The following is a 22,338-nucleotide window of genomic DNA, read 5'->3' on the forward strand; positions in this document are numbered from 1 at the left end:
GGAACGGGGGGCGGATGAAAGGGGCTGCGGAGTGGGGCGGGATCTGAGTGTCGACGGCTCAGAACGCGTAGCGCACGCGTAGCCAGGGGGCTCGGGCGGCGATCAGCGCACGAAGCCGGTCCACTACCCGCGCCTTGACCGGACTCGCGTAGCGGACGTTCAGTGCGCCGTTCTCGGAGCGTTTGGTCTCCTGGAGGTCCGGTCGCCACAGGGCGTCCTCGGCGCGAGGGTGCCAGCCGAGGTTGACCTCGTGCAGTTCCCGGTTGTGCGTCAGCATGATCACCTCGGCTGCGGCCTGCTGCTTCACCCGGTCGGGCAGGACGTCGTCGAGATGCTCGAGGAGGTCCGTCCAGGCCGCTTCCCAGCCAGGGCGGACGACGACGGGGGAGAGGTTGAAGTGCACCTCGTACCCCGCGTCCAGGAAGTCCGCGGCGGCGGCGATCCGCTCGGCGACCGGTGAGGTGCGCACGTCCAGCAGCCGCGAGTCGTCCGGGGGCATGACGGAGAAGCGGACGCGGGTCCGGCCGCGCGGGTCCAACGCCAGCAGGTCCGGGTTGACGAATTTGGTCGCGAACGAGGCCTTCGCCGTCGGCCACTGCCGGAAGGCGTGGACGAGATCCGCGGTGTTGTCGCAGATCAGCGCGTCCACCGAGCAGTCGCCGTTCTCGCCGACGTCGTACACCCAGGCCTTGGGGTCGCACTGGTTCGGCTCGGGCTTCGGGCCCTGCCGGGCGATGTGCCGGCCGATGTGGGCGATGATCCGGTCGATGTTGGTGAAGACGGTGACCGGGTTGGCGTAACCCTTGCGGCGCGGCACGTAGCAGTAGGCGCAGGCCATCGCGCAGCCGTTGGAGGCGCCCGGTGCGATCCAGTCGGCGGACCGGCCGTTGGGACGCGTCCTCGGTGCCTTCCGCTCCCCGAGGACGAGCGTCTCGCCCTTGACGCGCACCCAGCGCGCGACGTTGCCCTCGTTGCCGTGGAGCCCCGGGATGCCCCAGTGGGACTCGACCTCGATCAGCCGCGCCTCGGGAAAGCGGGCGATGATCTGCCGGCCGCGCGGGGAGGCGGCGGCCGCGGGTTCCGCGTGGATCTCCCGTACGGGCAGCAGCCGCCGTGCGGCGTCGGAGTCACGGAAGGACGGCCGGCCCGTGTTCGGTGCGGTGGGCCCGGGACCGAGGGCGTCGAGCCCGAACAGGGCGTCGGAGCCGTCGTCCGAGGCGGCGGACGGGGAGTGCATGAACGTTCCGGTTCGGCTGGAGCGGGACTGAACGGACCAAAACGGATGAGTCCTCAGCGCTTACCTTACGGCGCACGTCAGCGGGGCGCCGTCCCTCGCGCGTAGGCCGCGAGGCGTTCCGCGAGCGCGACGACGAGGTCGCGCAGTTCGTCGGGGCGCTCGACGGTGAACGGCCGGTCGAGGGAGGCGAGTACCCCCGGCAGCCAGTCGAGTCGCTCCGCCCGCAGCTCGACCAGGAGCCAGCGCTCGGTCGCCGGATCCACGCCTGCCGCGGACGCGGGATCCGCCACGCTCGCGACGGCGGCGGGAAGCCGGGCGCGGATCTGCTCGACCGTCCCGTGGATCCGCAAGGTCACCTCATGCCGGTACGCCGCCGTGGCGAACCCCGTCAGGACACGCTGCGCCGGGTCCGGTCCGGCTGGCGCCTCGAACGATCCGGGCAGCGTCCTGGCGTCGGCGATGCGGTCGAGCCGGAGGGTCCGTTCCTCCCCGATCCCGGGGTCGGTGCCGGTGACGTACCAACGACCCGCATGGGCCACCACCCCGTACGGGTGCAGCGTGCGGTCGCTGCGCCGGCCGTCGCGGTCGGTGTACCTGATCGAGACCGGCCGGCGATGACGTACCGCGTCGGCGACGGTGAGCAGCACCCCGGCGTCAGGGGTGGCGAACTCGCCGGGCGGTTCCGTGAAGGCGAGGGATTCCAGGACCGTGTCGAGCCGACGGGCGAGGCGCTCGGGCAGCACGCGCCGGATCTTGGCCGCTGCCGTCTCGCTCGCGGTCGCTGTCGTCGTCAGCCCCGTTCGGCGGCCGGCGACCAGGCCGAGCAGGACGGCGATCGCCTCGTCGTCGCCGAGCATGAGCGGAGGCAGGCGGTGGCCGGGGGCGAGGCGGTAGCCGCCGTAGCGGCCGCGCACCGACTCGACGGGCACGTCGAGGTCGATCAGTTGGTCCACGTACCGCCGCACGGTGCGGCCGTCCACGCCGAGCCGGTCGGCGAGTTCGCGCATGGTCCGGGTGCCGCCCGACTGGAGCAGTTCCAGGAGGGTGAGCACGCGGCCGGTGGGGCGGGACATGTTTCGAGCCTAGCGCGGATAGTGGACCGATTCTGTCCACTATCTGTTCTAGCGTGCGAAGCGCAACGGCTCGGCACACCGCCGCCGCTCCACGCACCAGGGAGAACACCATGGACTTCGTCTCGATCCGGATCATCACCGGTGACGTCGCACGCCTCGTCGAGTTCTACGAGAAGGCCACCGGGGTGCCCGCCACATGGTTCACCGAGGACTTCGCCGAACTCGAGACCCCCGGCGCCACCCTCGCCGTCGCCGGCACCCGTACGGTCCCGCTGTTCGCGCCGGGCTCGTCCCGTCCGGCCGACAACCACAGCGTGATCCTCGAGTTCCTGGTCGACGACGTGGACCGTGTGCACGGGAACCTGACCGGCTTCGTGACCGACTTCGTCAACGAGCCCACCACCATGCCCTGGGGCAACAGGTCGCTGCTGTTCCGCGACCCCGACGGCAACCTCGTCAACTTCTTCACCCCGGTCACCCCGGCGGCGATCGCGAAGTTCGCCCGGGCCGACCGGGCGGCACCGACCTCGTGAGACGCGCGCCTCGGGGGCGGGGAGGCCTCGGAGCGTCACGCGGTTCCCCGTCTCCCGCAAGCGACCGGACCGTCTCCCGCAAGCGCCGTCTCCCGCTATTCGGCCGTGACGAACCGCAGCCGGCGGCGGACACGAGGCGGGGCGTTCCGGCGGGCGCGGATCTCCTGGATCACCGCGAGGACGACGACCAAGGCCCAGGCGACCGTGAACACCCCGGTCTGCTCGTCCGTACCGAGGGCCAGCCAGCCGACGCCCAGGCCGCCCAGGGTCAGGCCGGCGGCCGCCGCGAGGGGCGAGGGGCGTCGGCGGCTCAACGCGCGGACGAGGCAGAGCGCGGCGAGGGCGAGTGCCGGAACGGCGAGGATCTCGACGTTGTCGTGCGCGGTGTAGTCGTGGCTCACCTCGGCCTGCGCGGGATCGTACCCGCCGCTGTAGTCGTCCTCGAAGAGCCGGAGGAGTCGGCCGGTAGTTGGTAGTAGGCGCCGTAGGAGGAGTCGTAGTAGTAGAGGGTGCTGAAGTTGCTCTCCGTGACCGAGGGGTAGCCGTAGTCGTCGACCCCGCCGCCGACCGCGACGCTCGCCATGACCAGGGCCCCGGCCCCCCACCACAGGACGGTCGAGGCGAGGGGAAGCCAGCGGAACAGGGCGAGCCCGAGCACGACGGCGGTCACCCACACACCGACGAGCTCGTCGGACGAGTCCCCGTACGTGTCCTGATAGCCGATGCTGACGACGCCGGAGGCGACGATCCCCAGCAGGGCGACGATCCTGCCGGTGGTGACGGTGAACCGCCGTTCGCCCGGCGAGGACGTCGGGTCGCCGCTCGTCGGCGCGGTGTACGGCGGCGGGGCGCCGTCCACGACGCCGGGCACGACCGAGTCGACCGGACCGCCGGGAGGCGGGACGGCGGGCCTGGGCGGCGTCAGCGAGGTGCGGGTCTCCTGCTGTGCCAGCGCCGTGTGCCCTGGACCCACTTTCGAGTCGGCGTTCGCGCGCGCGGGCGACACGGTGGGCGCGGGCGGCGCGCCCGGAGCGGGGGCGGCGGTCCGTGGGGCCGGCGTGGCCACCGGTGCGCTCAGCGCGGTGAGGGTCGCCGCCAGGGCGTCCCGCAACTCCGCGGCGCTGCCCGGCCGTTGCTCGCGGTCCTTCGTCAGGGTCCGGAGCACGAGGTCGTCCACCACGGCCGGGATCTGCGGGCGCAGCCGGGAGGGTGGGACCGGTTCCTCGCTGATGTGCTGGTGCATCACCGCGAAGGGGGAGTCACCGAGGAACGGCGGCCGGCCGGTGAGCAGTTCGTAGAGCAGGCAGCCCGCGGAGTACTGGTCGGAGCGGCCGTCCACCGGCCGACCCGTGAGCTGCTCGGGGGAGAGGTAGGCGGGGGTGCCCACCGTCATGCCCGTCGCGGTCAGGCGGGTGGTGGTCTCCGCGACGACCTTCGCGATCCCGAAGTCCAGTACCTTGATGCCGCCTTGGGACGTCAGCATGACGTTGGACGGCTTGATGTCACGGTGGATCAGACCCTGGGCGTGGCTGTGGGCGAGGGCGTCGGCGATGTCCCTGGCCACCGCCGGCGCCCTGACGACCGTGAACGCGCCGTCGGCCAGGGCGGCGGTCAGGGTGCGCCCCTCGATGAACTCCATGACCAGGAACGGAGTCGTCTCGCCGTCGGTGGTGTCCTCGCCGACGTCGTGCAGCACGGCGACGTTGCGGTGGTTGAGCGAGGCCACGGTGCGCGCCTCCCGGCGGAACCGGACGCGGAACTCCTCGTGCCGGGTGAGTTCCGGCGGCAACACCTTCACCGCGACGGCGCGGCCGAGCTCCCGGTCGGTGGCGCGCCAGACCTCACCCATTCCCCCGCGTCCGACCGTCTCGACCAGTTCGTATCGGTCCGCGAGCACCCGCATGGCTCTGCCCCCCTGGTGGCACAGGGCGGCGCGACAACGGTTCGGCCGCCCGAAGTTCCGGAACAGCGGCAGACGAAAGGGCGGCACATCCGGAACTCCCCGGTGGCGGTGTGTCTTTCGCTCGACCGCCCGCCCACCCTACTGGCGGAAATCCGCCCATGGGATGGTCGGCGCCTTCCAGGACAAATGTGCGAAGTGTTCCTCGATCGGCCCTGTGCCGGGGGCGAGTCGAAGCGACAAGGGAAGCGCCAGCCATGCCCCCGGCGAAGGCCGCCGGAGCGGCGGCCACTCCGCCCGCCATCAGCGCCGGCGAAATCGCTGCTACTGTCCCCAGCCTTCGCATGCGGTTCCCTGCGGGCGACTGCCCGATCGGCGACTTCCGAGGTCGTTGTGGGCCGGACGGGCCGCCCTCAGTCGGCCACCCGCAGGAGCAGCTTCCCCGTGGACGTGCGCCCGCCCATGAGTCGGTGCGCCTCGGCCGCGTCCGCCAGCGGGAACTCGGCGGTGACCGGGAGGCTCACGGTGCCGTCGGAGACCGTACGGAAGGCGCGCTCGACGAGGGCGCGCAGTTCCTCGGGTGCGCTCTGGGCGAGCCCCAGGATGGAGAAGCCGCCGACCGAACGGCCCTGCGCGTACAGCTCGGGCTGGCCGACGTGCCACGGCTCGGCGCCACTGGCGTTGCCGAAGGACACCAGGCGTCCGAAGACGGCCAACGCGTCGAGGCCTCGGTGCAGGGTGTCGCCGCCCACCGGGTCGAGCACCAGGTCGACCCCCTTGCCGTCGGTGGCGCGGCGGACGTCGTCGGCGAAGGCGTCGCCGACGAACACCTCGTCGTAGCCGTGCTCGAGCGCGTGCTCGGCCTTCGCCGCGGACGACACCACGCCGTACACCGCCCCGGCGCCGGCCGCCCGGGCCAGCTGACCGGCCACCGTGCCGATGCCGCCGGCCGCGCCCTGCACCAGCACGCTCTCCCCGGCCCGCAGCCGCCCGACCTCGTGGAGCAGGGCGTACGCGGTCGGCACCACGGTGGGCAGGGTGGCCGCGGTGCGCAGGTCCAGGCCCTGGGGGAGCGGGAAGACGGTGACGGCGTCGGCGACGACCACCTCCGCGTAGGCTCCACCGCCGACCAGCGCGGCGACCTCCTGCCCCGGCCGCAGCCCCTGGACGCCGTCGCCGACGGCCCGGATGCGTCCGGACACTTCGAGGCCCGGCCGGAACGGCAGCGACTGCACCCGGTATCCCTCGGCGCGCGCCTTGAGGTCGGCGAAGTTCACGCCGACGTAGGCGGCGTCGACGGTGACCTGGCCCGGCCCGGGCTCGGGGGTCTCGACCTGCACGAGCTTCAGCACGTCGGGAGTGCCGTACTCATGGAACTCGACTGCGCGCACGACGGATCACCGCACCCTTCGATGAGTGTTCAATGGAAAGCGAACACTAGGACTGTAAGATATCCATCGAACACTCGGCAACCGGCCGGGACGCTCCGCGAGGTGTCCCGCCGGGCGGACGTTGGGACGGGAGCGGCATGTCGAACGAGGCTGCGGGCGGTGGTCACCGTGCGGCGCCGGTGCACACGGATCCCCAGGAGGTGTCCGTGCTCACGGCGCTGTCCGCGGTCTCCGACCCGGTGCGCATCAAGCTGATCCGCGATCTGGCGGGCTCCGCCGACTGGACGCGTAGCTGCGGCAGCTTCGACGTGCCCGTCGGCAAGGCCGCGCTCAGCCACCACTTCTCGGTCCTGCGCGGCGCCGGCCTGGTCGAACAGCGTGACGAGGGGCCCAAGCGGGTCAACCGACTGCGCCGCGAGGAGTTCGAGGAGCGCTTCCCCGGACTGCTCGCCCTGCTCCTGCGTGACGACGGCGCCACCGTCGCCGAGTGATCGGCGGGCCGCGCGCCGGCCGTCCTCGCGGGCGCCGCGAAGACCCGCGCCCGGGGCCCCGGAGTCCGCAAGATTCGATAAGGTGTTCCATTTAGGGGGGATGACAGGTTAGGGTCATTCCGAACGATCTTGCACGGAGGTGCCCCGGATGGAGAACACCGTGTCCGCCCGCCGGGGCCGTCCCCCGGGGCCCCGGACCGCCGAAGGAGAGCTGACGAGCCGCCAGTCGGCCATCGTCCGCTACATCACGGAGTCGGTCGAGCGGCAGGGCTACCCGCCGTCGATGCGGGAGATCGGCCAGGCCGTGGAGCTCGCCAGCACGTCCTCGGTCGCCCATCAGCTGATGGCCCTCGAGCGCAAGGGCGTGCTCTACCGGGATCCGCAACGTCCCCGCGCCTACCGGGTCCGGCCCTCGTGGGCGCCCGACCTGGGCGGCAGGAGCGACACGCGGGTGGACGTGCCGCTCGTCGGACGGATCGCGGCCGGCGCCCCGCTGCTCGCCGAGGAGATGGTCGAGGACGTCTACGCCCTGCCGCGCCAAGTCGTGGGCGACGGCGATCTGTTCGCCCTGACGGTCTCCGGCGACTCCATGATCGGCGCGGCGATCTGCGACGGCGACATCGTGACCGTACGACGCCAGGACAGCGCCGATCACGGGGACGTCGTCGCCGCGCTCCTGGACGACGAGGCCACCGTCAAGGTGCTGCGCCGGCAGGACGGGCAGGTGTGGCTCATGCCCCGCAACCCGGCCTACGCGCCGATCCGCGGCGACCAGGCGCAGATCCTCGGGAAGGTCGTCGGCGTCCTGCGCCTGCTCTAGGTCAGGTGCGCCACCCGCTGGGTTCTCGGCCGCCTGCCGCCTGCCGCCTGCCGACGACGAAACCCTCACCACGCCGGACATGGGGCTCCCCCGTGTCCGGCGTTTTTTTCGTGCTGACCGGATGGGCGTCCGGCGCGGTGGCGTCCAAGCGCACGCCACCCGCCGCGAGCCTTCGGCCGACAGGTGTCGTCGGGAGCTTGAGCTGAACCCCACGCTATCCGCTAACATAGAATAATTAGATAGATGAATGCGCTAGTGGTGGCGAGGAGCGGCCGTGGACTTCGGGTTGACCGACGAGCAGGTTCTGTTGCGCGCGACGGCACGGCAGTTCGTCGCCGACGTGTGCCCGGCCGAGAAGGCCAAGCAGTGGGACGAGGAGGGGGTCGTACCGCCTCAGCTGTTCCGCGGAATGGCCGAGCTCGGCTGGTTCTCGCTGCCGTTCAGCGAGACGGAGGGCGGCGACGGCGGCGGACCGCTCGAGCTGATCCTCGTCGCCGAGGAGCTGGGGCGGGCCAGCTTCGACGTCGCCATGTGCTACATCGGGGTGCTCATCCCCGGGCTCACGGTGTTCCGCTGGGGCAACGAGGCGCAGCGCGACTTCATCCGGGATCAGGTGATGACGGGGCGCCACCGGCTCGCCGTCGGCCTCAGCGAGCCGGACAGCGGGTCCGACGCCGCGGCGCTGCGGACCACCGCCGAGGACCACGGGGACCACTTCCGCGTCAGCGGCCAGAAGGCTTGGTGCACCGGCGCCGGACTGCCCGACACGACCATCGCCACCTACGTCCGGACGGGACCGCGCGAGCCCAAGCACAGCGGCATCAGCCTGCTGCTCGTCGATCCGTCGACGGAGGGCGTCGAGGTGCGCCGGACGCCGACCCTGGCCCGGCACATCCTGGGCACCAACGAGGTCTTCTTCAACGGCGCCCTGGTGGCCAAGGAGAACCTCGTCGGCCCGCGCGACGAGGGCTGGAAGGTGATGCTCTCCAACATCGAGCTGGAGAAGGTGATCATCACCGGCGGCTATCTGGGCGCCGCTCAGGCCACGCTCGACGAGATGCTCGAATACTCCCGCGCACGGCACGCGTTCGGCCGTCCGATCGGCAACTTCCAGTCGCTCGCCCATGCCATGGCCGACCTCCAGACCGAGATCGACTCCGCCCGGCTGCTCGCCTACCGTGCCGCCTGGCTGCTCGCCAGGGGCAAGCCGTGCTCGCGGGAGGGCTCGATGGCGAAGCTGAAGGGGTCGGAGACCTATGTGGCTGCCGCCCGGCTCGGGATGCAGGTCTGCGCCGGGCACGGCTTCTCCACCGAGAGCGTGATGAGCTTCCGCTATCGCGAGTCGATCGTGGCCACGATCTCCGGGGGGACCAGCCAGATCCAGCGCAACGGGATCGCCCGCAGCATGGGCCTGCGGAGCTACTGACCTTCGCCGTCCTCGACCTGCCCGGCCAGCCACTTCGCGTGCCGCGCGTAGTGGCCCCGGTCGCGGGTCACCCAGATTCCGCAGGCGCGGGCCAGCACGGCCCCGCCCGGCGCGAGCGTCATCTCGCCCGCGATGTACCAACGCGACCCCTCCCGCCGGTCGGCCCACACCCGCAGCTCCAGCGGCCGTTCCACCGGCACCGGCTTCACGAAGCTCACCGTCAGCTCGGCCGTCACGCTCATCACGCCGTGCAGCAGCGGAAGATGGCCGAGACAGTCGTCCAGCACGGCCGCCGTCCAGCCGCCGTGCGCGACATCGGGCCCGCCCTCGTGGGAGCGCGGGCAGCTCAACTCGAACCGGGCCACGCCGCCTTCGTCGAGCCGTTCGCGCTCCACCCCCAGCCGGCACGCCCCGAGGGCGCGGCACCCGCCGCAGAGGGTCACGCCCCCGGCGGTCCGGGGCGGCTCCGGCATACCCGTTCCCGCCCAGTGCCCGTTCGGCGCCGTCACTTCGGTCCCGCCGGTTCCCGTCGTCGACATGATGTGCTCCTCGTGTCTGTCAGGCGTCGGCGAGCAGCGGACGCAACTTCCCCGCGATCAGCTGCACTTGGCGGGCGACCATCTCCTCGGGCAGGCCGGCCAGGGAGGCCCACAGGAACACCCCCTCGACGGGCAGCCCGGTCGTGTACTCCCTGATGGCGTCCGCGACGGTCTGCGGTGTGCCGTAGAGGAACTGGCCGACGCCGGTCGCCTCCAGACCGCGCTCGCGCCACTTCTCGGGGTCGATCGGGCGGGGCGCGGGCTGGTCCGTGCCCTCCACCATGTACCGGCGGTAGCTGTCCCACTGGTAGGAGAGATGCCGGCGGACCACCGGCCAGTCGCCGTCGGGATCCTCGGTGACGAACGTGGTGAACGAGCCCTGCATCCGGCCCACCGACACGTCGTACCCGCTCTCGGCGAGCCCTTCCCGGTACGGCGTCAGCAGCGCCGGGTTGAGCGACAGCAGCCCCGTGCCGAGCCGGCCGGCCCGCCGGGCGCCCTGCGGGCCCTGGTAGCCGAGCCAGATCGGCAGCGGATCCTGGACCGGGCCCGGAGTGACCAGGGATTCGGCCCACAGGCCGCGGATCTCCCGTACCCGCTGGTCGGTCGTGGTGTAGCGCTTGGTGAGGTCGGCTCCGTAGAGCCGGTATTCGGGCACCCGGTAGCCGGTGCCGAATCCGAGGTCCAGACGGCCGTCGCTGATGATGTCCACGATCGCGGCCTGTTCGGCGAGCTCGGGAGCCGCGTGCAGGGGTGCCGGGATCACGGCGGTGCCCAGACGCACCCGGCGGGTACGGGCCGCGGCCGCGGCCGCCATGGTCAGTGGCTGGGGGAGATAGCCGTCCTCGAAGCCGTGGTGCTCGGAGAACCAGACCGAGTCGAGGCCCAGCCGGTCGGCCTCCTCGCACATCTCCAGGGCGAACCCGTAGACCCGGGACCAACTCTGCCGCCAGGGCGGGGGATTGCGCAGGTCGAAGTAGATGCCGACTCTCATGAGCGGCCACCTCCCCTTGTGTCGTCGGCCAGTCGGACCGTCGCGTGGGCGACGACCACCCCGTTCCCGGGCGGCAGCAGTCGTACCGGGCGTAGTTCCAGCGCCTCGATCTCGGGGAGGTCCTCGACCATCGCCGAGATCCGCAGCACGGTCTCCTCGAGCGCCGCGAGATCCACTCCCGGGCCGCCCGCCCGGCCGTCCAGCAGCGGGGCCGCCCGCAGCGAGCGGACCATCTCCCGGGCGTCGCGGTCGCTGAGCGGGGTGACGCGATGCGCGACGTCCGCCATGAGGTCGGCGTAGTCCCCGGTGAGACCGAAGGCGACCACCGGGCCGAAGACCGGGTCGGCGCGGACGGAGAGGAACGCGTCCGGGCCGGGGTGCGGCACGGTGTCGCGCACGGCGATTCCGTACGAGTCCAGGATCCGCGCGGCGACCGTCGGCGGGACCTCGCCCGGAGCGTGGTCGGCGATCAGCGACCGGGCGCGCTCGGCGTCGACCCCCGCGAGGTCCGGGACGACGCCGGCGGGGGTGGCGCGCCAGGTCTGGTAGGCCGCCGCGTGTCCGAGCGAGACGGCCGCCGCCTCGGGGAACGCGTACGTCGGCACCACCAGGTCGCCCCGGTGCAGGAGGTCGGCGACGCCCGCGCCGCCCAGAAAGCTCGCCACCACCGGTTTGTCGGGCCGGGCGGCGGCCGCGTCGAGGATCGCCGACGCCACCTCGTCGGGCTTGTCGGCCAGCGGAGGCATGAACAGGACCACGGCCGCGTCGATGTCGTCGTCGGCCAGGACGGCGTCCAGGGCCTGCCGGTAGTGCGTGGCGGTGGCCGTCGGGGTGAGGTCGACCGGGTTGGCGACGTCCGCGCGGGGCGCCAGGGCCGAACGGAGCGTGCGTCGCGTCCGCTCGCCGAGGGCGGGTACGGACAGACCGCTCGCCGCGCACGCCCCCGCCGTGAGCGCGGCGGGGCCGCCCGCGTTGGTGATCACCGCGACCCGGTTGCCGGGCGGGGGAGGCTGGTGGGCCAGCAGCAGGGCGACGTCGAACAGCTCCTGGAGACCGCGGGTGCGGATCACGCCGGACTGGGCGAACAGCGAGCCCACCGCCGAATCCGCGGGACCCGGGTGGACCGCGACGATGGGCTTGCGCGGCGAGATCCGGCGGGCGACCCGGGCGAACCGGCGCGGATTGCCGAAGGTCTCGACGTGCAGCAGGATCACCGAGGTCCCGGGGTCCTCCTCCCACCACTGGAGCAGGTCGTTGGTGGACACGTCCACCGCGTGCCCCACGGACACGAAGCCGGAGAAGCCGAGCCGCAGCCGCCGGGCGAAGTCGAGCACCGCGAGCCCCAGCGGCCCGGACTGACTGGACATCGCCACCCGGCCGGGCGTCGGCAGGGCGGGCGAGAAGGTCGCGGCCAGCCGCGCCGCGGGCGTCGTGTTGACGACGCCCATGCAGTTCGGGCCCACCAGCCGCATCCCGGAGGCACGGGCGAAGCGGGCCAGCGCCAGCTCGGTGGCCCGCCCTTCGGCTCCCGTCTCCCCGAAACCCGTCGAGACGACGACCACCGCCTTCACGCCGGCCTCCGCGCACTCTCGTACCACCTCGGGCACCGCCCCCGCCCGTACGGCCACCAGTGCCAGCTCCGGCGGCTCCGGAAGGTCGCGGACGCTCGGGTGGGCCCGCAGCCCGGCGACCCGCTCCGCCCGCGGATTGACCGGGAACACGCTGCCGCCGAAGCCGCCCCGCAGCAGATTGGCCACGATCTCGTGACCGATCGTCAGCGGATCGCGGTTGGCGCCGATCACGGCGACGGACCGCGGTTCGAGCAGGGGCCGGAGCGAGCGCCGCACGGCCGTGTGCTCGCGGCGCTCGGCCCGGGCCGTGGCCTGGGCCTGCGGGTCGATGGCGATCTCGAAGTGGATGATCTGGCCGGGCGGCCCGGCCTCGGTCCGGTAGCCGGAGCCGAGGAACACGTTGATCATCCTTGTGTTGTCGGCGAGGACGTCGGCCTCCAGCACCCGGATGCCCCGGGCCCGGGCCGCGGCGGCGATGTGCTCCAGGAGCAGTCGGCCGAATCCCTCGCTCTGGTGGTCGTCGCGGATGGTGAACGTGACCTCGGCGTGCTCCGGTTCCTCCGGGTCGCGGACATAGCGCACCAGGCCGGCGATCTCGTCACCGGCCAGGGCGACGAGCGCCAGCTCGTTGAGATAGTCCACGTGCGCGCCGCGCCGGATGACGTCGTCGCGGACCCGGACCACCGGGCCGAGCGACCGGTAGGCCAGGGTGGCCCGGGACAGGCCGCCGACGAAGGCGACCAGGCGGTCGGCGTCCTCCGGCCGGACGGGCCGGACGAAGGTCGACCGCCCGGTCCTGACGAGTCCGGGCCGTTCGAGGTCCTCGGGGTACGGGGGAGTGGCCACCGGAGATCCGCCGTCGGCGCCGCTCAGACGGCCGCCTCCTGGGGAGTCTGCGCCGGCAGCTTGAACAGCTCGTCGAACGTGCCGCGCGTGACGCGGTCGCGGATGTCGTCGGACACGCCGTCGAACAGCTCGTGGAGCGTCGACTGGGTGTGACCGTAGGTGCCCTCAAGATGGGGGTAGTCGTCGCCCCACATCACATTGCGGTAGCCGGTCGACTCGACGATCTCCACGGAGCTCCGGTCGTGCTGGAAGGAGGCGTAGACCTGCTGCCTGATGATCTCGCTGGGCAGCCTGCTCAGCTTCGGCCTGACGAACATGCCGTGCTGGCGGTAGGCCTCGTCCATCCGGTCGCCGATGGCCGGCACCCATCCTGCGCCGCCCTCCGCGATGAGGATCCGGAGGTCCGGATGGCGGTCCAGGGCGCCGCCCGCGACCATGTGGGACACCACGCGCATCCCCGGGTAGGTCGTCTCCATGTAGTTGACGACCGCGCCGCCGGGGCCGCGGAAGACGACGTTCTGACCGCCCGTGCCGATGTGGAAGCCGAGCACCAGACCGGCCCGTTCCACCGCCGTCCACAGCGGCTCCCAGCGGTCGAGCGCGTACTCCTCACCCTCCCGCGTCGAACACGGCAGGAAGATCGCCTTGAAGCCGAGTTCCGCGACCCGCTCCACCTCGGCGACCGCGTCGTCGATGTCGGCCGTCGAGACGCAGGCGGTGGTGATGACGCGCTTGTTCTTGCTGAGGATCTCCTCGTGTGCCCAGTCGTTCCAGGCGCGTACGGTCTCCCGGGCGAGCTCGCGGTCGGTGATCGAGACCAGCCAGAACCCCATCGAGGGGAAGGCCAGTTGGGACCAGACACCCTCCTGGTCGAGGTCCTTGAGGCGGACCTTCAGATCCCAGGCGCCCGGCGGACGCATGGCGTCCATGAAGTCGCCGAGCTGGCGGTCGATGCGCTCGCCGTCGATGTAGAGCATCTCGTACTTCTCGCCGCGCTCGCTGCGCGGGGCACGGGCGCCCAGCCGGGCGGGCAGCCTCTCGGTCCACACGTCGGCGGGCTCCATCACATGGGAGTCGCCCGAGTTGACCCAGATCTTCGACATGACGCTCCTTCGGGCCAATGGATGTAATCAGTTAGCGATTTTAGTTGTATGGATGACGGAAGGGAAGGCCGGGAGGGTGCGAGATCGGCTGCGGCGGCCGCTCGATCTCGTCCGCCGGCAGGGCCGGGATCTCGGAGGGGCCCGAGGCTTCACCCTGAATCCGTAGAATTGGTTGACTGATTGCGCTGATAGCTGGAAGATCTGGGCACCGAGCCGCGAGGAGGCGCCATGGGCGGTGACAGGGACACCCGAGACAGGTACTTCGAGCCCCGGGTGGAGACCATGCCCCGCGAGGAACTGCGCGCGCGGCAGGAGGAACGGGTCCTGGAGCTGGTCGCGTACGCCTACGGCAACTCGGCCTTCTACCGCGCGCTCTGGGACGAGCACGGGGCGCACCCGCGCGACATCCGGTCCCTGGAGGACTTCCGGGAACGGGTGCCGTTCGTCACCAAGGAGATGGTGCGCGCCTACCGGGCCCGCACGGGCGACCCCTTCGGAGGTCTGCTCTGCGTCCCGGTCGAGGAGCTGACCTCGGTCTCCTCCAGCTCGGGCACCACCGGCGACCCGGAGTTCTTCGCCGAGATCTGGCAGGACGCGCCGCCCCTGGTGACCGCGCAGGTCCGCGACCTGTGGGAACTCGGGCTGAGGCCGGGGGACCGGGTGCTGAGCCCGCCGGGCACCTTCCGCAACCTGATGGACCCCGGCTACCAGGCGCTCGGCGCGGTGGTGATCGAGGTGGACACCTGGCTCGGGAAGATGCACGAGGTCGTCGAGGCCCTGCGCACCTACCGCCCCGCCTATCTCCAGATGATGTATCCGCAGATGGTCGAGCTGGAGCACCTGGCCGAGAAGACGGACCTGAAAGAGGCGTTCTCCTCCCTCAAGGGCGCCTCCTGCGCCGGGCAGCCCCTCAGCCGGAAGATGCGCGAGCGGATCCGCGAGGACTGGGGCATCGACGTCTACGAGTACACCAGCGCCGCCGACACCGGCACCGCCTGGGAGTGCCGGGAGCACGACGGCTTCCACCTCTGGGAGGACACCGTCTTCGCCGAGTGCGTCGAGATCGACGAGCACGGCTGGCGCGACGTCCCGGAGAGCGATCTGGGCGAGCTGGTCGCCACCGACCTGGACAACCGGGCCGCGCCGCTGATCCGTTACCGCAGCGAGGACCTCGTCCGGCTGTCACGGGACCGCTGCGGCTGCGGCCGCACCCACGCCCGGATGTGGGTGGCCGGACGACGCGGCGACGAGACCCTGGTCCAGGGGCGGTCCGTGGTCCTGCGGGACGTCTGGCAGGCGGTGGAGGACCAGCCGGAGACGGTGGCCGGAGTCTTCCAGATCGTCCGGGACCGCCGCGAGGTCGACGAACTGCGGCTGCGCGTCGGTTACGACCCCGTGCTGACCGCGGACGTCGACGCGCTGGCCGGGCGGCTGGGGGAGGCCGTGCACGCGCGGACCGGAGTCAAGCCGGTGCTCGACATGCGCCCCGAGGAGGACCTGTTGAAGACCATGACCAGCGTCGCCAAGTTCCCCCGGGTGGTGAAGAGCTGATGGCCCGCGCCGACACCCTGGCCCGTGCCAGGGAACTCGACCGCCCCGAACTCGCCTACCTCGTGCGATTCCCCACCGCCGACGGCATCCGGGACATGGAACTGACCTGGGCGGAACTCACCCGCGACACCGACTGGGTGACCGCGCGGCTGCGCGACCACGGACTCGTCACCGGCCAGCGGGCCCTGCTGACCGCGTCCGGCTTCGAGGGCTTCTGGGGCCATGCGGTGATCGGCGCCCTGCGCACGCTGAAGGTGACGTACGGCATCGCCGAGGCGATGGGCTGGGACCACCGCCGCACCGCGGTCTTCCACCGCGAACTGAACCCGCACGTTGTGATCGGCATCTCGGCCCAGACCCTGGAGGGACTCGCCGGCACCGCCGACCTCGGCGAGATGTTCCGGTCCACGTCCGTGCTGCTGGCCCGCCCTGCCGCCGTACCGCAGCTGCGTGGCGTGGGCGTGAGCGCCGCCGTGATCTCGGCCGTGGGGCCGGCTCTCGCCCTGGAGTGTCCCGAGCGGCGCGGCGCACACGTCAACGCCGCCGAATGGCGGGTCGGCGAACGGGACGGACAGCTGTCCCTGGCGGCCGGGGAGGGGCGCGCGTCGTCGCTTCCCGAGACACCGCTCGCCCTCGCGGGCCGGGTCGTCACCGGTCGGTGCGGCTGCGGCAGCGACGACCCCCGGGTCGTGCTCGACGAGGCCGGCGGGCCTTCCCCACAGAGGAGTTGAGGATGTCACAAGGAGTGGTCGACGGCCGGGTCGTGGTCGTCACCGGCGCCGGAAACGGGATCGGCCGGGCACACGCCCTGGCGTTCGCCGTGCACGGAGCGAAAGTCGTGGTCAACGACCTGGGCGGCGCACGCGACGGAGCGGGCGCCTCGACCGGCCCCGCCCAGGGCGTGGTCGACGAGATCGTCGCGGCCGGCGGCGAGGCGGTGGCCAACACGGACGACATCTCCGGCTGGGAGGGCGCGGGCCGGCTCGTCCAGCAGGCGGTAGACACCTACGGCCGGCTGGACGTGCTGGTGAACAACGCCGGCATCCTCCGCGACCGGATGATCGTGTCGATGACCGAGCAGGACTGGGACAGCGTCCTCGCCGTCCATCTCAAGGGCAGCTTCGCCACCCTGCACCACGCGGCCGCGTACTGGCGCGAGCGCGCCAAGTCCGGTCACGGCAACGACGCCCGGGTGATCAACACGACCTCCCCGTCCGGCATCTTCGGCAACCCGGGCCAGTCGAACTACGGCGCGGCCAAGGCGGGCATCGCCGGCCTCACGATCATCGCGGCGGCCGAACTCGCCCGCTACGGAGTGACGGTGAACGCGATCGCGCCCACCGCCCTCACCCGGCTGACCGAGGACATCGAGATGATGAAGCGGGCCGCCGAGGCCCAGGACCTCACCCCGGAGGCCATCTCCCCCCTCGTGGTGTGGCTGGGCTCCGCGGCCTCGCGCGAGGTCACCGGCCGGGTCTTCGGTGTCGTCGGCAACCGGATCACCGTGCTCGAGAGCTGGGCCAACGGCCCGGGCGTGGGAGCCGACACCCGGTGGACGCCCGACGAGTTGTCCTCCGTCGTCCCGAACCTGGTGGCCAAGGCGGCTCCGAACGCCGATGCCCTGGGCCACCGGAACGGGGCCTGAGATGACGACTCGGCCGGTCGCCGAAGGCCTGTTCACCTGGCCGCCCAGCGAGTCCGCCCCCCTCCGGCTCATCGGCTCCGCATGCACGGCCTGCGGCCTGGTGAGCTTCCCGGCCGCCCCGCACTGCGTCAGGTGCGCGAGCACGGAGTCGACGGAACGGCTCCTGTCGGATCGCGGCACGCTGTGGACGTACACGACCCAGAACTTCCGCCCGCCCTCCCCGCCGTACGACGGCCCCCGGGCCTTCGAGCCCTACTCGGTCGGGTACGTGGAGCTTCCCGAGCTGCTGGTCGAGGCCCGGCTCACCGAACCCGACCCGGAGAAGCTGCGGATCGGGCAGCCCATGCGGCTGACGCTCGTGCCCTACACCGTCCGGGACGACGGCACCGAGGTCGTGACGTTCGCGTTCGCCCCCGCCGAAGATCCCGTCCCGGCCGGGGAGCCCGTCACGGGTGAGCAGCCCGTCACGATCGCTGAGCCCGCCAAGTCCGAGGAGGACACACCGTGACCGAGGCCGTCGTCATCGGCGTGGGGCTCCACCCCTTCGGCCGTTTCCCGGGGAAGTCGGCCCTCGACATGGGCGCGGACGCGGTACGGCTGGCGCTCGCCGACGCGGGCGTCGACTGGCCGCGGATCCAAGGTGGTTACATCGGCAGCTACGAGGTCGCGAACCCGGACGCGATCGTGGGGCGGCTCGGCCTGACGGGCATACCGCTGCGCGGAGTGTTCAACGGCTGTGCCACGGCAGGTACCGCGGTGGCGCTGGCCGCCCGCGCGATCGAGACCGGTGAACACGACCTGACCATCGCGATCGGCCTGGACAAGCATCCGCGCGGCGCGTTCGCCGCCGACCCGTCCGTGGCCGGCATCCCCTCCTGGTACGGGCAGACCGGCCTGTTCCTCACCACCCACTTCTTCGGCATGAAGATCAACCGCTATATGCACGACCACGGCATCTCCCACGAGACGCTCGCGCGCGTGGCGTCGAAGAACTTCCGCAACGCGGCCGGCAACGAGAAGGCCTGGCGCCGCACCCCCCTCAGCCCGGAGGAGATACTCGCGTCCCCGGTCCTCAACCACCCGCTCCGGCAGTTCATGTACTGCGGCCCGAACGAGGGCGCCGCGGCCCTCGTGCTCTGCCGGGCCGACCAGGCCCACAAGTACACGGCCGCACCCGTACGGATCCGGGCCACCGCCCTGCGCAGCCGTCGGCTCGGCGCCTTCGAGGTGCAGAGCCCGTCGTTCCCGGTCGGGGAACCCGTGGCGAGCCCGACGGTGGACGCGTCACGAGAGGCCTACGAGCGGGCCGGCATCGGGCCCGAGGACGTCGACGTCGCCCAGCTCCAGGACACCGACGCCGGGTCGGAGATCATCCACATGGCCGAGAACGGGCTGTGCAAGGACGGCGAGCAGGAACGCCTCGTCGCCGAGAGCGCCACGGAGATCGGCGGACGCCTCCCGGTCAACACGGACGGCGGTCTGCTCGGCAACGGGGAACCGATCGGCGCGTCCGGGCTGCGCCAGATCCACGAGATCGTGCTCCAGCTGCGCGGTGCGGCGGGGGCGCGGCAGATCCCCGGGACACCCCGCGTCGGCTACACCCACCTGTACGGCGCGCCCGGCGCGTCGGCGGTGACGATCCTCTCCACCTGAGAGCACAGGGAACCCGTTATGCGACAGGACATGCAGGACTTCGCCGACGAGGTACGCCGCTTCCTCGACGCACACGTGGCGAAGGCCCCCGACCGCACGGCTCTCGCCTGGGGTGAGGGCGACGACTCGATGGCGTACTTCAGCAGCCTCCCGCCCGAGGCGGAGCACGAGCAGGTGCAGCGGGCACGGGAGTGGCAGCGGATCCGCCACGAGAACGGCTTCGGCTGGATCACGGGACCGGCGCAGTACGGCGGCCGGGGCCTGACGCCCGTCCACGACCTGCTCTACGACGCCATCGAATCCGAGTACGACGTCGCCGACACCGGCGTGCTCGGCGTGGTCGGACTGGGCATGATCGGGCCGACGATCCTGGCCCACGCCCAACAGCCCGTCAAGGACCGGTGGCTGCCCGCGATGTACCGCGGGGACGCCATCGCCTGCCAGCTGTTCAGCGAACCCGGCGCGGGGTCCGACCTCGCGAGCGTGGCCACCCGGGCGGTCCGGGGGAGCGGGGGAGAGTGGGTGCTCAACGGGCAGAAGGTGTGGACCTCGGTCGCCCAGCACAGCCAGATCGGCCTCGCCCTCACCCGCACGAACCCGGACGCGCCCAAGCACCGGGGGATCACCGCGTTTCTCGTCCCCATGGACGCCCCCGGCGTCGAGGTCCGCCCGCTGCGGCAGATGACCGGCGGCGCGGACTTCAACGAGGTGTTCCTCACCGACGTCCGCGTCCGCGACGACCACCGCCTCGGCGAGGTCGACGGCGGCTGGACCGTCGCCCTGACCACCCTGATGAACGAACGGGCCACGGTCGGCAGCGAGGGCGCGGGCCCGGTGGCCGGCGCCCTGTCCCCGGACCGCCTCTCGGCGCTCATGCGGGCCACCTGGACCTGGGACGACCGCGCCCTGCGCGCCCGCCTCGCCGAACTCCTCGTGGACGCCCTGGCCACCGAACACCTCAACGCACGCGCCCTGCGCAAGCTCCGCGGCGGGGTCGCGCCCGGCGCCGAGATGTCCGTCTCGAAGCTGATGTACGGTCAGAACCTCACCAGAGCGGCCCACTTCGTCACGGACGTCCTCGGACCGCGGGCGATCGCCGACACCGGCCAATGGGGCACGTACGCCTGGACCGAGCTGCTCCTCGCCACCCCCGCCCTCAGGATCCTCGGCGGCACCGAGGAGATCATGAAGAACATCCTCGCGGAACGCGTCCTCGGCCTGCCCAAGGAACCGGCGACCACCGCTGCCAAGGAGGTGCGGCCATGACCGCCGACGAGAGCGAACTGCGCGAACTTCGTTTCTCCGTACGGGAGTTCCTGGAGGACAAATCGCCGGAGGAAGCCGTGCGCAAGCTCATGGAGAGCGAACCGCGCTTCGATCCGGCGGTGTGGGCGCAGGCGGCCGACCAACTGAGGCTGCCGGGACTGGCCCTCCCCGAGGAGTACGGCGGCGACGGCTTCGGCATGGTCGAACTCGGCGTCGTACTGGAGGAGTCGGGCCGTGCCCTGTGGTGTACGCCATTGTTCGCCACCGTCGTGCTCGCCGCTCAGGCGCTGCTCGCCGCCGGCGACGCGGAGGCCTGCGCGCGGCACCTTCCCGGCATCGCGGCGGGTCGGACCACGGCCGCCCTCGCCGTGGCCGAGGACAGCGGTTCCTGGGACCCCGCCCTGGTCTCCGCGCGCGCCGTGCCGGCCGGAAACGGCCGGTGGAAGCTGCGCGGACGCAAGAGCTTCGTCGTCGACGGCACGACGGCGGATCTGATCCTCGTCGTCGCCCGCACCGTCGCCGGCCCCTCGCTCTTCGCGGTGGACCGGCAGGCCACGGGGCTGACGGCGGAACCGATGGAGACCCTGGACGCCACCCGGGCCATGGCCCGGCTGACCTTCGACGGCGTGTCCGCGACGCTCGTCGGCGCGGAAGGGGCGGGCGGTCGCATCATGGCCAGGGTGCTGGACACCGCCTCGACGGGGCTGGCCGCCGAGCAGGCGGGAGGGGCGCGCCGCTGTCTGGAGATGAGCGTGGAACACGCCCTCGTCCGCCACCAGTTCGGCCGGCCGATCGGGTCCTTCCAGGCGGTCAAGCACAAGTGCGCCGACATGCTGGTGCAGGTGGAACTGGCCGAGGCGGCGTCCCGCGAGGCGGCCCGGCTGGCCGACGAGGAGTCCGCGGAGTCCCCGGTCGCGTCGGCGGTGGCGCACGCCTGCTGTTCACGGGCGTACATGGTCGCGGCCATGGAGAACATCCAGGTGCACGGCGGTATCGGCTTCACCTGGGAGCACCCGGCCCACCTGTACTTCAGGCGGGCCAAGTCCTCCCAGCTGCTCTTCGGCGGTCCGGCCGTCTACCACGAGCGGCTGCTGGACCGGCTCGGCATCTGAGACGGCGGGCCGGCCGCCCGGCGGCGTCAGCCGCGGGCGGCCTCGCCGAGCAGTGCCTTGGCGATGATCACCTGCTGGATCTGGCTGGTCCCCTCGTAGATGCGGAACAGCCGGGCGTCGCGGTAGAAGCGCTCGACTGCGACCCCGCGCATATAGCCCGCGCCACCGTGGACCTGCACGGCTCGGTCCGCCACCCGCCACACCATCTCGCTCGCGAAGTACTTGGCGCAGGACGGCCCGATCTTGGTGTCCGTGCCGGCGTCGAAGGCGCGGGCGGCCTCCAGGACCGTGGCACGTCCGGCGTAGTAGTCGGTCATCGAGTCGGCGATCAGGCCCTGGACGAGCTGGTAGGAGCCGATGGCCTTCCCCGACTGCCTGCGGGTGCGGGCGTATTCCACCGACTCGTCGACCAGCCGCTCGGCCATCCCGACGCAGAGGGACGAGATGTGCACCCTGCCGTGCGCGATACAGCCCATCGCCGTGTGGAAGCCACGGTCCAGACCGTCCTCGCCGCCCACGAGGGCCTCGTCCGGTACGCGTACGTCGTCGAAGTACACGTCGGCGGTCCAGGCGCCGAACTGGCCCATCTTGTGGTCCTTGGGCGCCACCGTGAGGCCCGGCGTGCCGGCCGGGACCAGGAAGGTGGAGATGCCCCGGGTGCGCGGGGCGTCGGGATCGGTCCGGGCGAAGACCATGAAGACGTCGGCGAGCGGCGCGTTGGTGATGTACCGCTTGGCGCCGTTGATCACCCAGGTGTCCCCCTCCCGGTGCGCCCGGGTGGTGAGCGTCGACGGGTCGGAACCCGCGTCCGGCTCGGTGAGCGCGAAGGACGCCAGCACCTCGCCGGAGGCGATCCTTGGCAGCCACTGAGCCTTCTGCTCCTTGGTGCCGCCGACCATCAGGACATGTCCGGCGATCCCGTTGTTGGTGCCGAACATCGACCGCAGCGACGGGGTGGTGTAGCCCAGTTCGAACATCAACCGGGCCTCCTCGTACATCGACAGGCCCAGCCCGCCGTACTCCTCGGGCAGCGCGAAGCCGAAGAGGCCCATCTTCTTCGCCGCCTCGCGGATGTCCGTCGGCATCTCGTCCGTCTCGTCGATCTCCGCCTCCAGCGGCACGACGCGTTCCCGGACGAAGCGCCGGACCTCCGACAGCACCGCTGTGAAGTCGTCCGCGTCCATGTG

Annotated in this window: 21 protein-coding genes; 11 read left to right on the top strand and 10 right to left on the bottom strand. The window is 71.9% G+C overall.

What is annotated here, in order from left to right; all coding sequences use genetic code 11:
• Nucleotides 1-58: 58 nt before the first annotated feature.
• Together ACIRPU_RS37220 and ACIRPU_RS37225 are read right to left on the bottom strand one after the other, a co-directional pair.
• Entirely contained in the window at nt 59-1,237 is a 1,179-nt protein-coding gene (locus tag ACIRPU_RS37220; protein ID WP_403875386.1) for a spore photoproduct lyase family protein, read from the bottom strand.
• A 77-nt stretch (nt 1,238-1,314) separates the two neighbouring features.
• Nucleotides 1,315-2,310 (bottom strand): helix-turn-helix transcriptional regulator, encoded by a 996-nt coding sequence (locus tag ACIRPU_RS37225; protein WP_403875388.1) that lies wholly within the window; start codon nt 2,308-2,310, stop codon nt 1,315-1,317.
• A gap of 110 nt (nt 2,311-2,420) precedes the next feature.
• Between ACIRPU_RS37225 and ACIRPU_RS37230 the strand changes: the two genes are divergently transcribed.
• The gene (locus ACIRPU_RS37230) at nt 2,421-2,843 is read left to right on the top strand and encodes a VOC family protein (protein WP_403875391.1); all 423 of its coding nucleotides are present in this window, start codon (nt 2,421-2,423) and stop codon (nt 2,841-2,843) included.
• A gap of 95 nt (nt 2,844-2,938) precedes the next feature.
• Here ACIRPU_RS37230 and ACIRPU_RS37235 read toward each other — a convergent pair whose 3' ends face one another.
• The 3 genes from ACIRPU_RS37235 to ACIRPU_RS37245 all read right to left on the bottom strand — a co-directional run bounded on the left by ACIRPU_RS37235 (nt 2,939) and on the right by ACIRPU_RS37245 (nt 6,134).
• On the bottom strand, nt 2,939-3,244 hold the full coding sequence (locus tag ACIRPU_RS37235; protein WP_403875394.1) for a hypothetical protein: 306 nt from the start codon (nt 3,242-3,244) through the stop codon (nt 2,939-2,941).
• Complete coding sequence (locus tag ACIRPU_RS37240; RefSeq protein ID WP_403875396.1) at nt 3,241-4,746, bottom strand: serine/threonine-protein kinase; 1,506 nt, start codon at nt 4,744-4,746, stop codon at nt 3,241-3,243. The genes ACIRPU_RS37235 and ACIRPU_RS37240 overlap by 4 nt, the downstream gene beginning before the upstream one ends.
• Before the next feature lie 410 nt (nt 4,747-5,156).
• On the bottom strand, nt 5,157-6,134 hold the full coding sequence (locus ACIRPU_RS37245) for a zinc-binding alcohol dehydrogenase family protein (RefSeq protein WP_403875400.1): 978 nt from the start codon (nt 6,132-6,134) through the stop codon (nt 5,157-5,159).
• Nucleotides 6,135-6,271: 137 nt separating this feature from the next.
• Between ACIRPU_RS37245 and ACIRPU_RS37250 the strand changes: the two genes are divergently transcribed.
• The 3 genes from ACIRPU_RS37250 (at nt 6,272) to ACIRPU_RS37260 (ending at nt 8,871) form a co-directional block, all read left to right on the top strand.
• On the top strand, nt 6,272-6,625 hold the full coding sequence (locus tag ACIRPU_RS37250; protein WP_403875403.1) for an ArsR/SmtB family transcription factor: 354 nt from the start codon (nt 6,272-6,274) through the stop codon (nt 6,623-6,625).
• 148 nt (nt 6,626-6,773) lie between these two features.
• A complete protein-coding gene (gene lexA / locus ACIRPU_RS37255; protein WP_403875406.1) occupies nt 6,774-7,445 on the top strand; it encodes a transcriptional repressor LexA in 672 nt (223 codons plus the stop codon).
• Nucleotides 7,446-7,719: 274 nt separating this feature from the next.
• Complete coding sequence (locus ACIRPU_RS37260) at nt 7,720-8,871, top strand: acyl-CoA dehydrogenase family protein (RefSeq protein ID WP_403875410.1); 1,152 nt, start codon at nt 7,720-7,722, stop codon at nt 8,869-8,871.
• Here ACIRPU_RS37260 and ACIRPU_RS37265 read toward each other — a convergent pair.
• The 4 genes from ACIRPU_RS37265 to ACIRPU_RS37280 are packed head-to-tail and all read right to left on the bottom strand — an operon-like array spanning nt 8,865 to nt 13,924.
• Nucleotides 8,865-9,410 (bottom strand): PaaI family thioesterase, encoded by a 546-nt coding sequence (locus ACIRPU_RS37265; protein WP_403875413.1) that lies wholly within the window; start codon nt 9,408-9,410, stop codon nt 8,865-8,867. The genes ACIRPU_RS37260 and ACIRPU_RS37265 overlap by 7 nt on opposite strands.
• Nucleotides 9,411-9,429: 19 nt before the next feature.
• A complete protein-coding gene (locus ACIRPU_RS37270; protein ID WP_403875416.1) occupies nt 9,430-10,404 on the bottom strand; it encodes an LLM class flavin-dependent oxidoreductase in 975 nt (324 codons plus the stop codon).
• Nucleotides 10,401-12,821 (bottom strand): GNAT family N-acetyltransferase, encoded by a 2,421-nt coding sequence (locus ACIRPU_RS37275; RefSeq protein ID WP_403875420.1) that lies wholly within the window; start codon nt 12,819-12,821, stop codon nt 10,401-10,403. The genes ACIRPU_RS37270 and ACIRPU_RS37275 overlap by 4 nt, the downstream gene beginning before the upstream one ends.
• 23 nt (nt 12,822-12,844) lie before the next feature.
• On the bottom strand, nt 12,845-13,924 hold the full coding sequence (locus ACIRPU_RS37280; protein WP_355705561.1) for an amidohydrolase family protein: 1,080 nt from the start codon (nt 13,922-13,924) through the stop codon (nt 12,845-12,847).
• A gap of 228 nt (nt 13,925-14,152) precedes the next feature.
• Here ACIRPU_RS37280 and ACIRPU_RS37285 point away from each other — a divergent pair, with 228 nt between their 5' ends.
• Genes ACIRPU_RS37285 through ACIRPU_RS37315 form a run of 7 tightly spaced genes read left to right on the top strand, consistent with a single transcriptional unit; the run spans nt 14,153 to nt 21,151 of the window.
• The gene (locus tag ACIRPU_RS37285) at nt 14,153-15,475 is read left to right on the top strand and encodes a phenylacetate--CoA ligase family protein (protein WP_403875422.1); all 1,323 of its coding nucleotides are present in this window, start codon (nt 14,153-14,155) and stop codon (nt 15,473-15,475) included.
• Nucleotides 15,475-16,206 carry a hypothetical protein gene (locus tag ACIRPU_RS37290; RefSeq protein WP_403875425.1) on the top strand — a complete coding sequence of 244 codons (732 nt, stop codon included), beginning with the start codon at nt 15,475-15,477 and terminating at the stop codon, nt 16,204-16,206. The genes ACIRPU_RS37285 and ACIRPU_RS37290 overlap by 1 nt, the downstream gene beginning before the upstream one ends.
• Nucleotides 16,207-16,208: 2 nt before the next feature.
• Nucleotides 16,209-17,120 (top strand): SDR family oxidoreductase, encoded by a 912-nt coding sequence (locus ACIRPU_RS37295; protein ID WP_403875429.1) that lies wholly within the window; start codon nt 16,209-16,211, stop codon nt 17,118-17,120.
• A gap of 1 nt (nt 17,121) precedes the next feature.
• Nucleotides 17,122-17,628: a Zn-ribbon domain-containing OB-fold protein gene (locus ACIRPU_RS37300; RefSeq protein ID WP_403875432.1), complete on the top strand. Its 507-nt coding sequence runs from the start codon at nt 17,122-17,124 to the stop codon at nt 17,626-17,628.
• Nucleotides 17,625-18,773, top strand: a complete 1,149-nt coding sequence (locus ACIRPU_RS37305) for a thiolase family protein (protein WP_403875435.1) — start codon at nt 17,625-17,627, stop codon at nt 18,771-18,773. The genes ACIRPU_RS37300 and ACIRPU_RS37305 overlap by 4 nt, the downstream gene beginning before the upstream one ends.
• Before the next feature lie 18 nt (nt 18,774-18,791).
• Nucleotides 18,792-20,039: an acyl-CoA dehydrogenase family protein gene (locus ACIRPU_RS37310; RefSeq protein WP_403875438.1), complete on the top strand. Its 1,248-nt coding sequence runs from the start codon at nt 18,792-18,794 to the stop codon at nt 20,037-20,039.
• Nucleotides 20,036-21,151 carry an acyl-CoA dehydrogenase family protein gene (locus ACIRPU_RS37315; protein ID WP_403875441.1) on the top strand — a complete coding sequence of 372 codons (1,116 nt, stop codon included), beginning with the start codon at nt 20,036-20,038 and terminating at the stop codon, nt 21,149-21,151. Before ACIRPU_RS37310 ends, ACIRPU_RS37315 begins: the two co-directional genes overlap by 4 nt.
• A 26-nt stretch (nt 21,152-21,177) precedes the next feature.
• On the opposite strand, the gene ACIRPU_RS37320 is transcribed toward ACIRPU_RS37315, so the two are convergent.
• The gene (locus tag ACIRPU_RS37320) at nt 21,178-22,335 is read right to left on the bottom strand and encodes an acyl-CoA dehydrogenase family protein (protein ID WP_403875444.1); all 1,158 of its coding nucleotides are present in this window, start codon (nt 22,333-22,335) and stop codon (nt 21,178-21,180) included.
• Nucleotides 22,336-22,338 lie beyond the last annotated feature (3 nt).

The organism is Streptomyces sp. NPDC102259 (genome assembly GCF_044766465.1).
Lineage (GTDB): Bacteria > Actinomycetota > Actinomycetes > Streptomycetales > Streptomycetaceae > Streptomyces.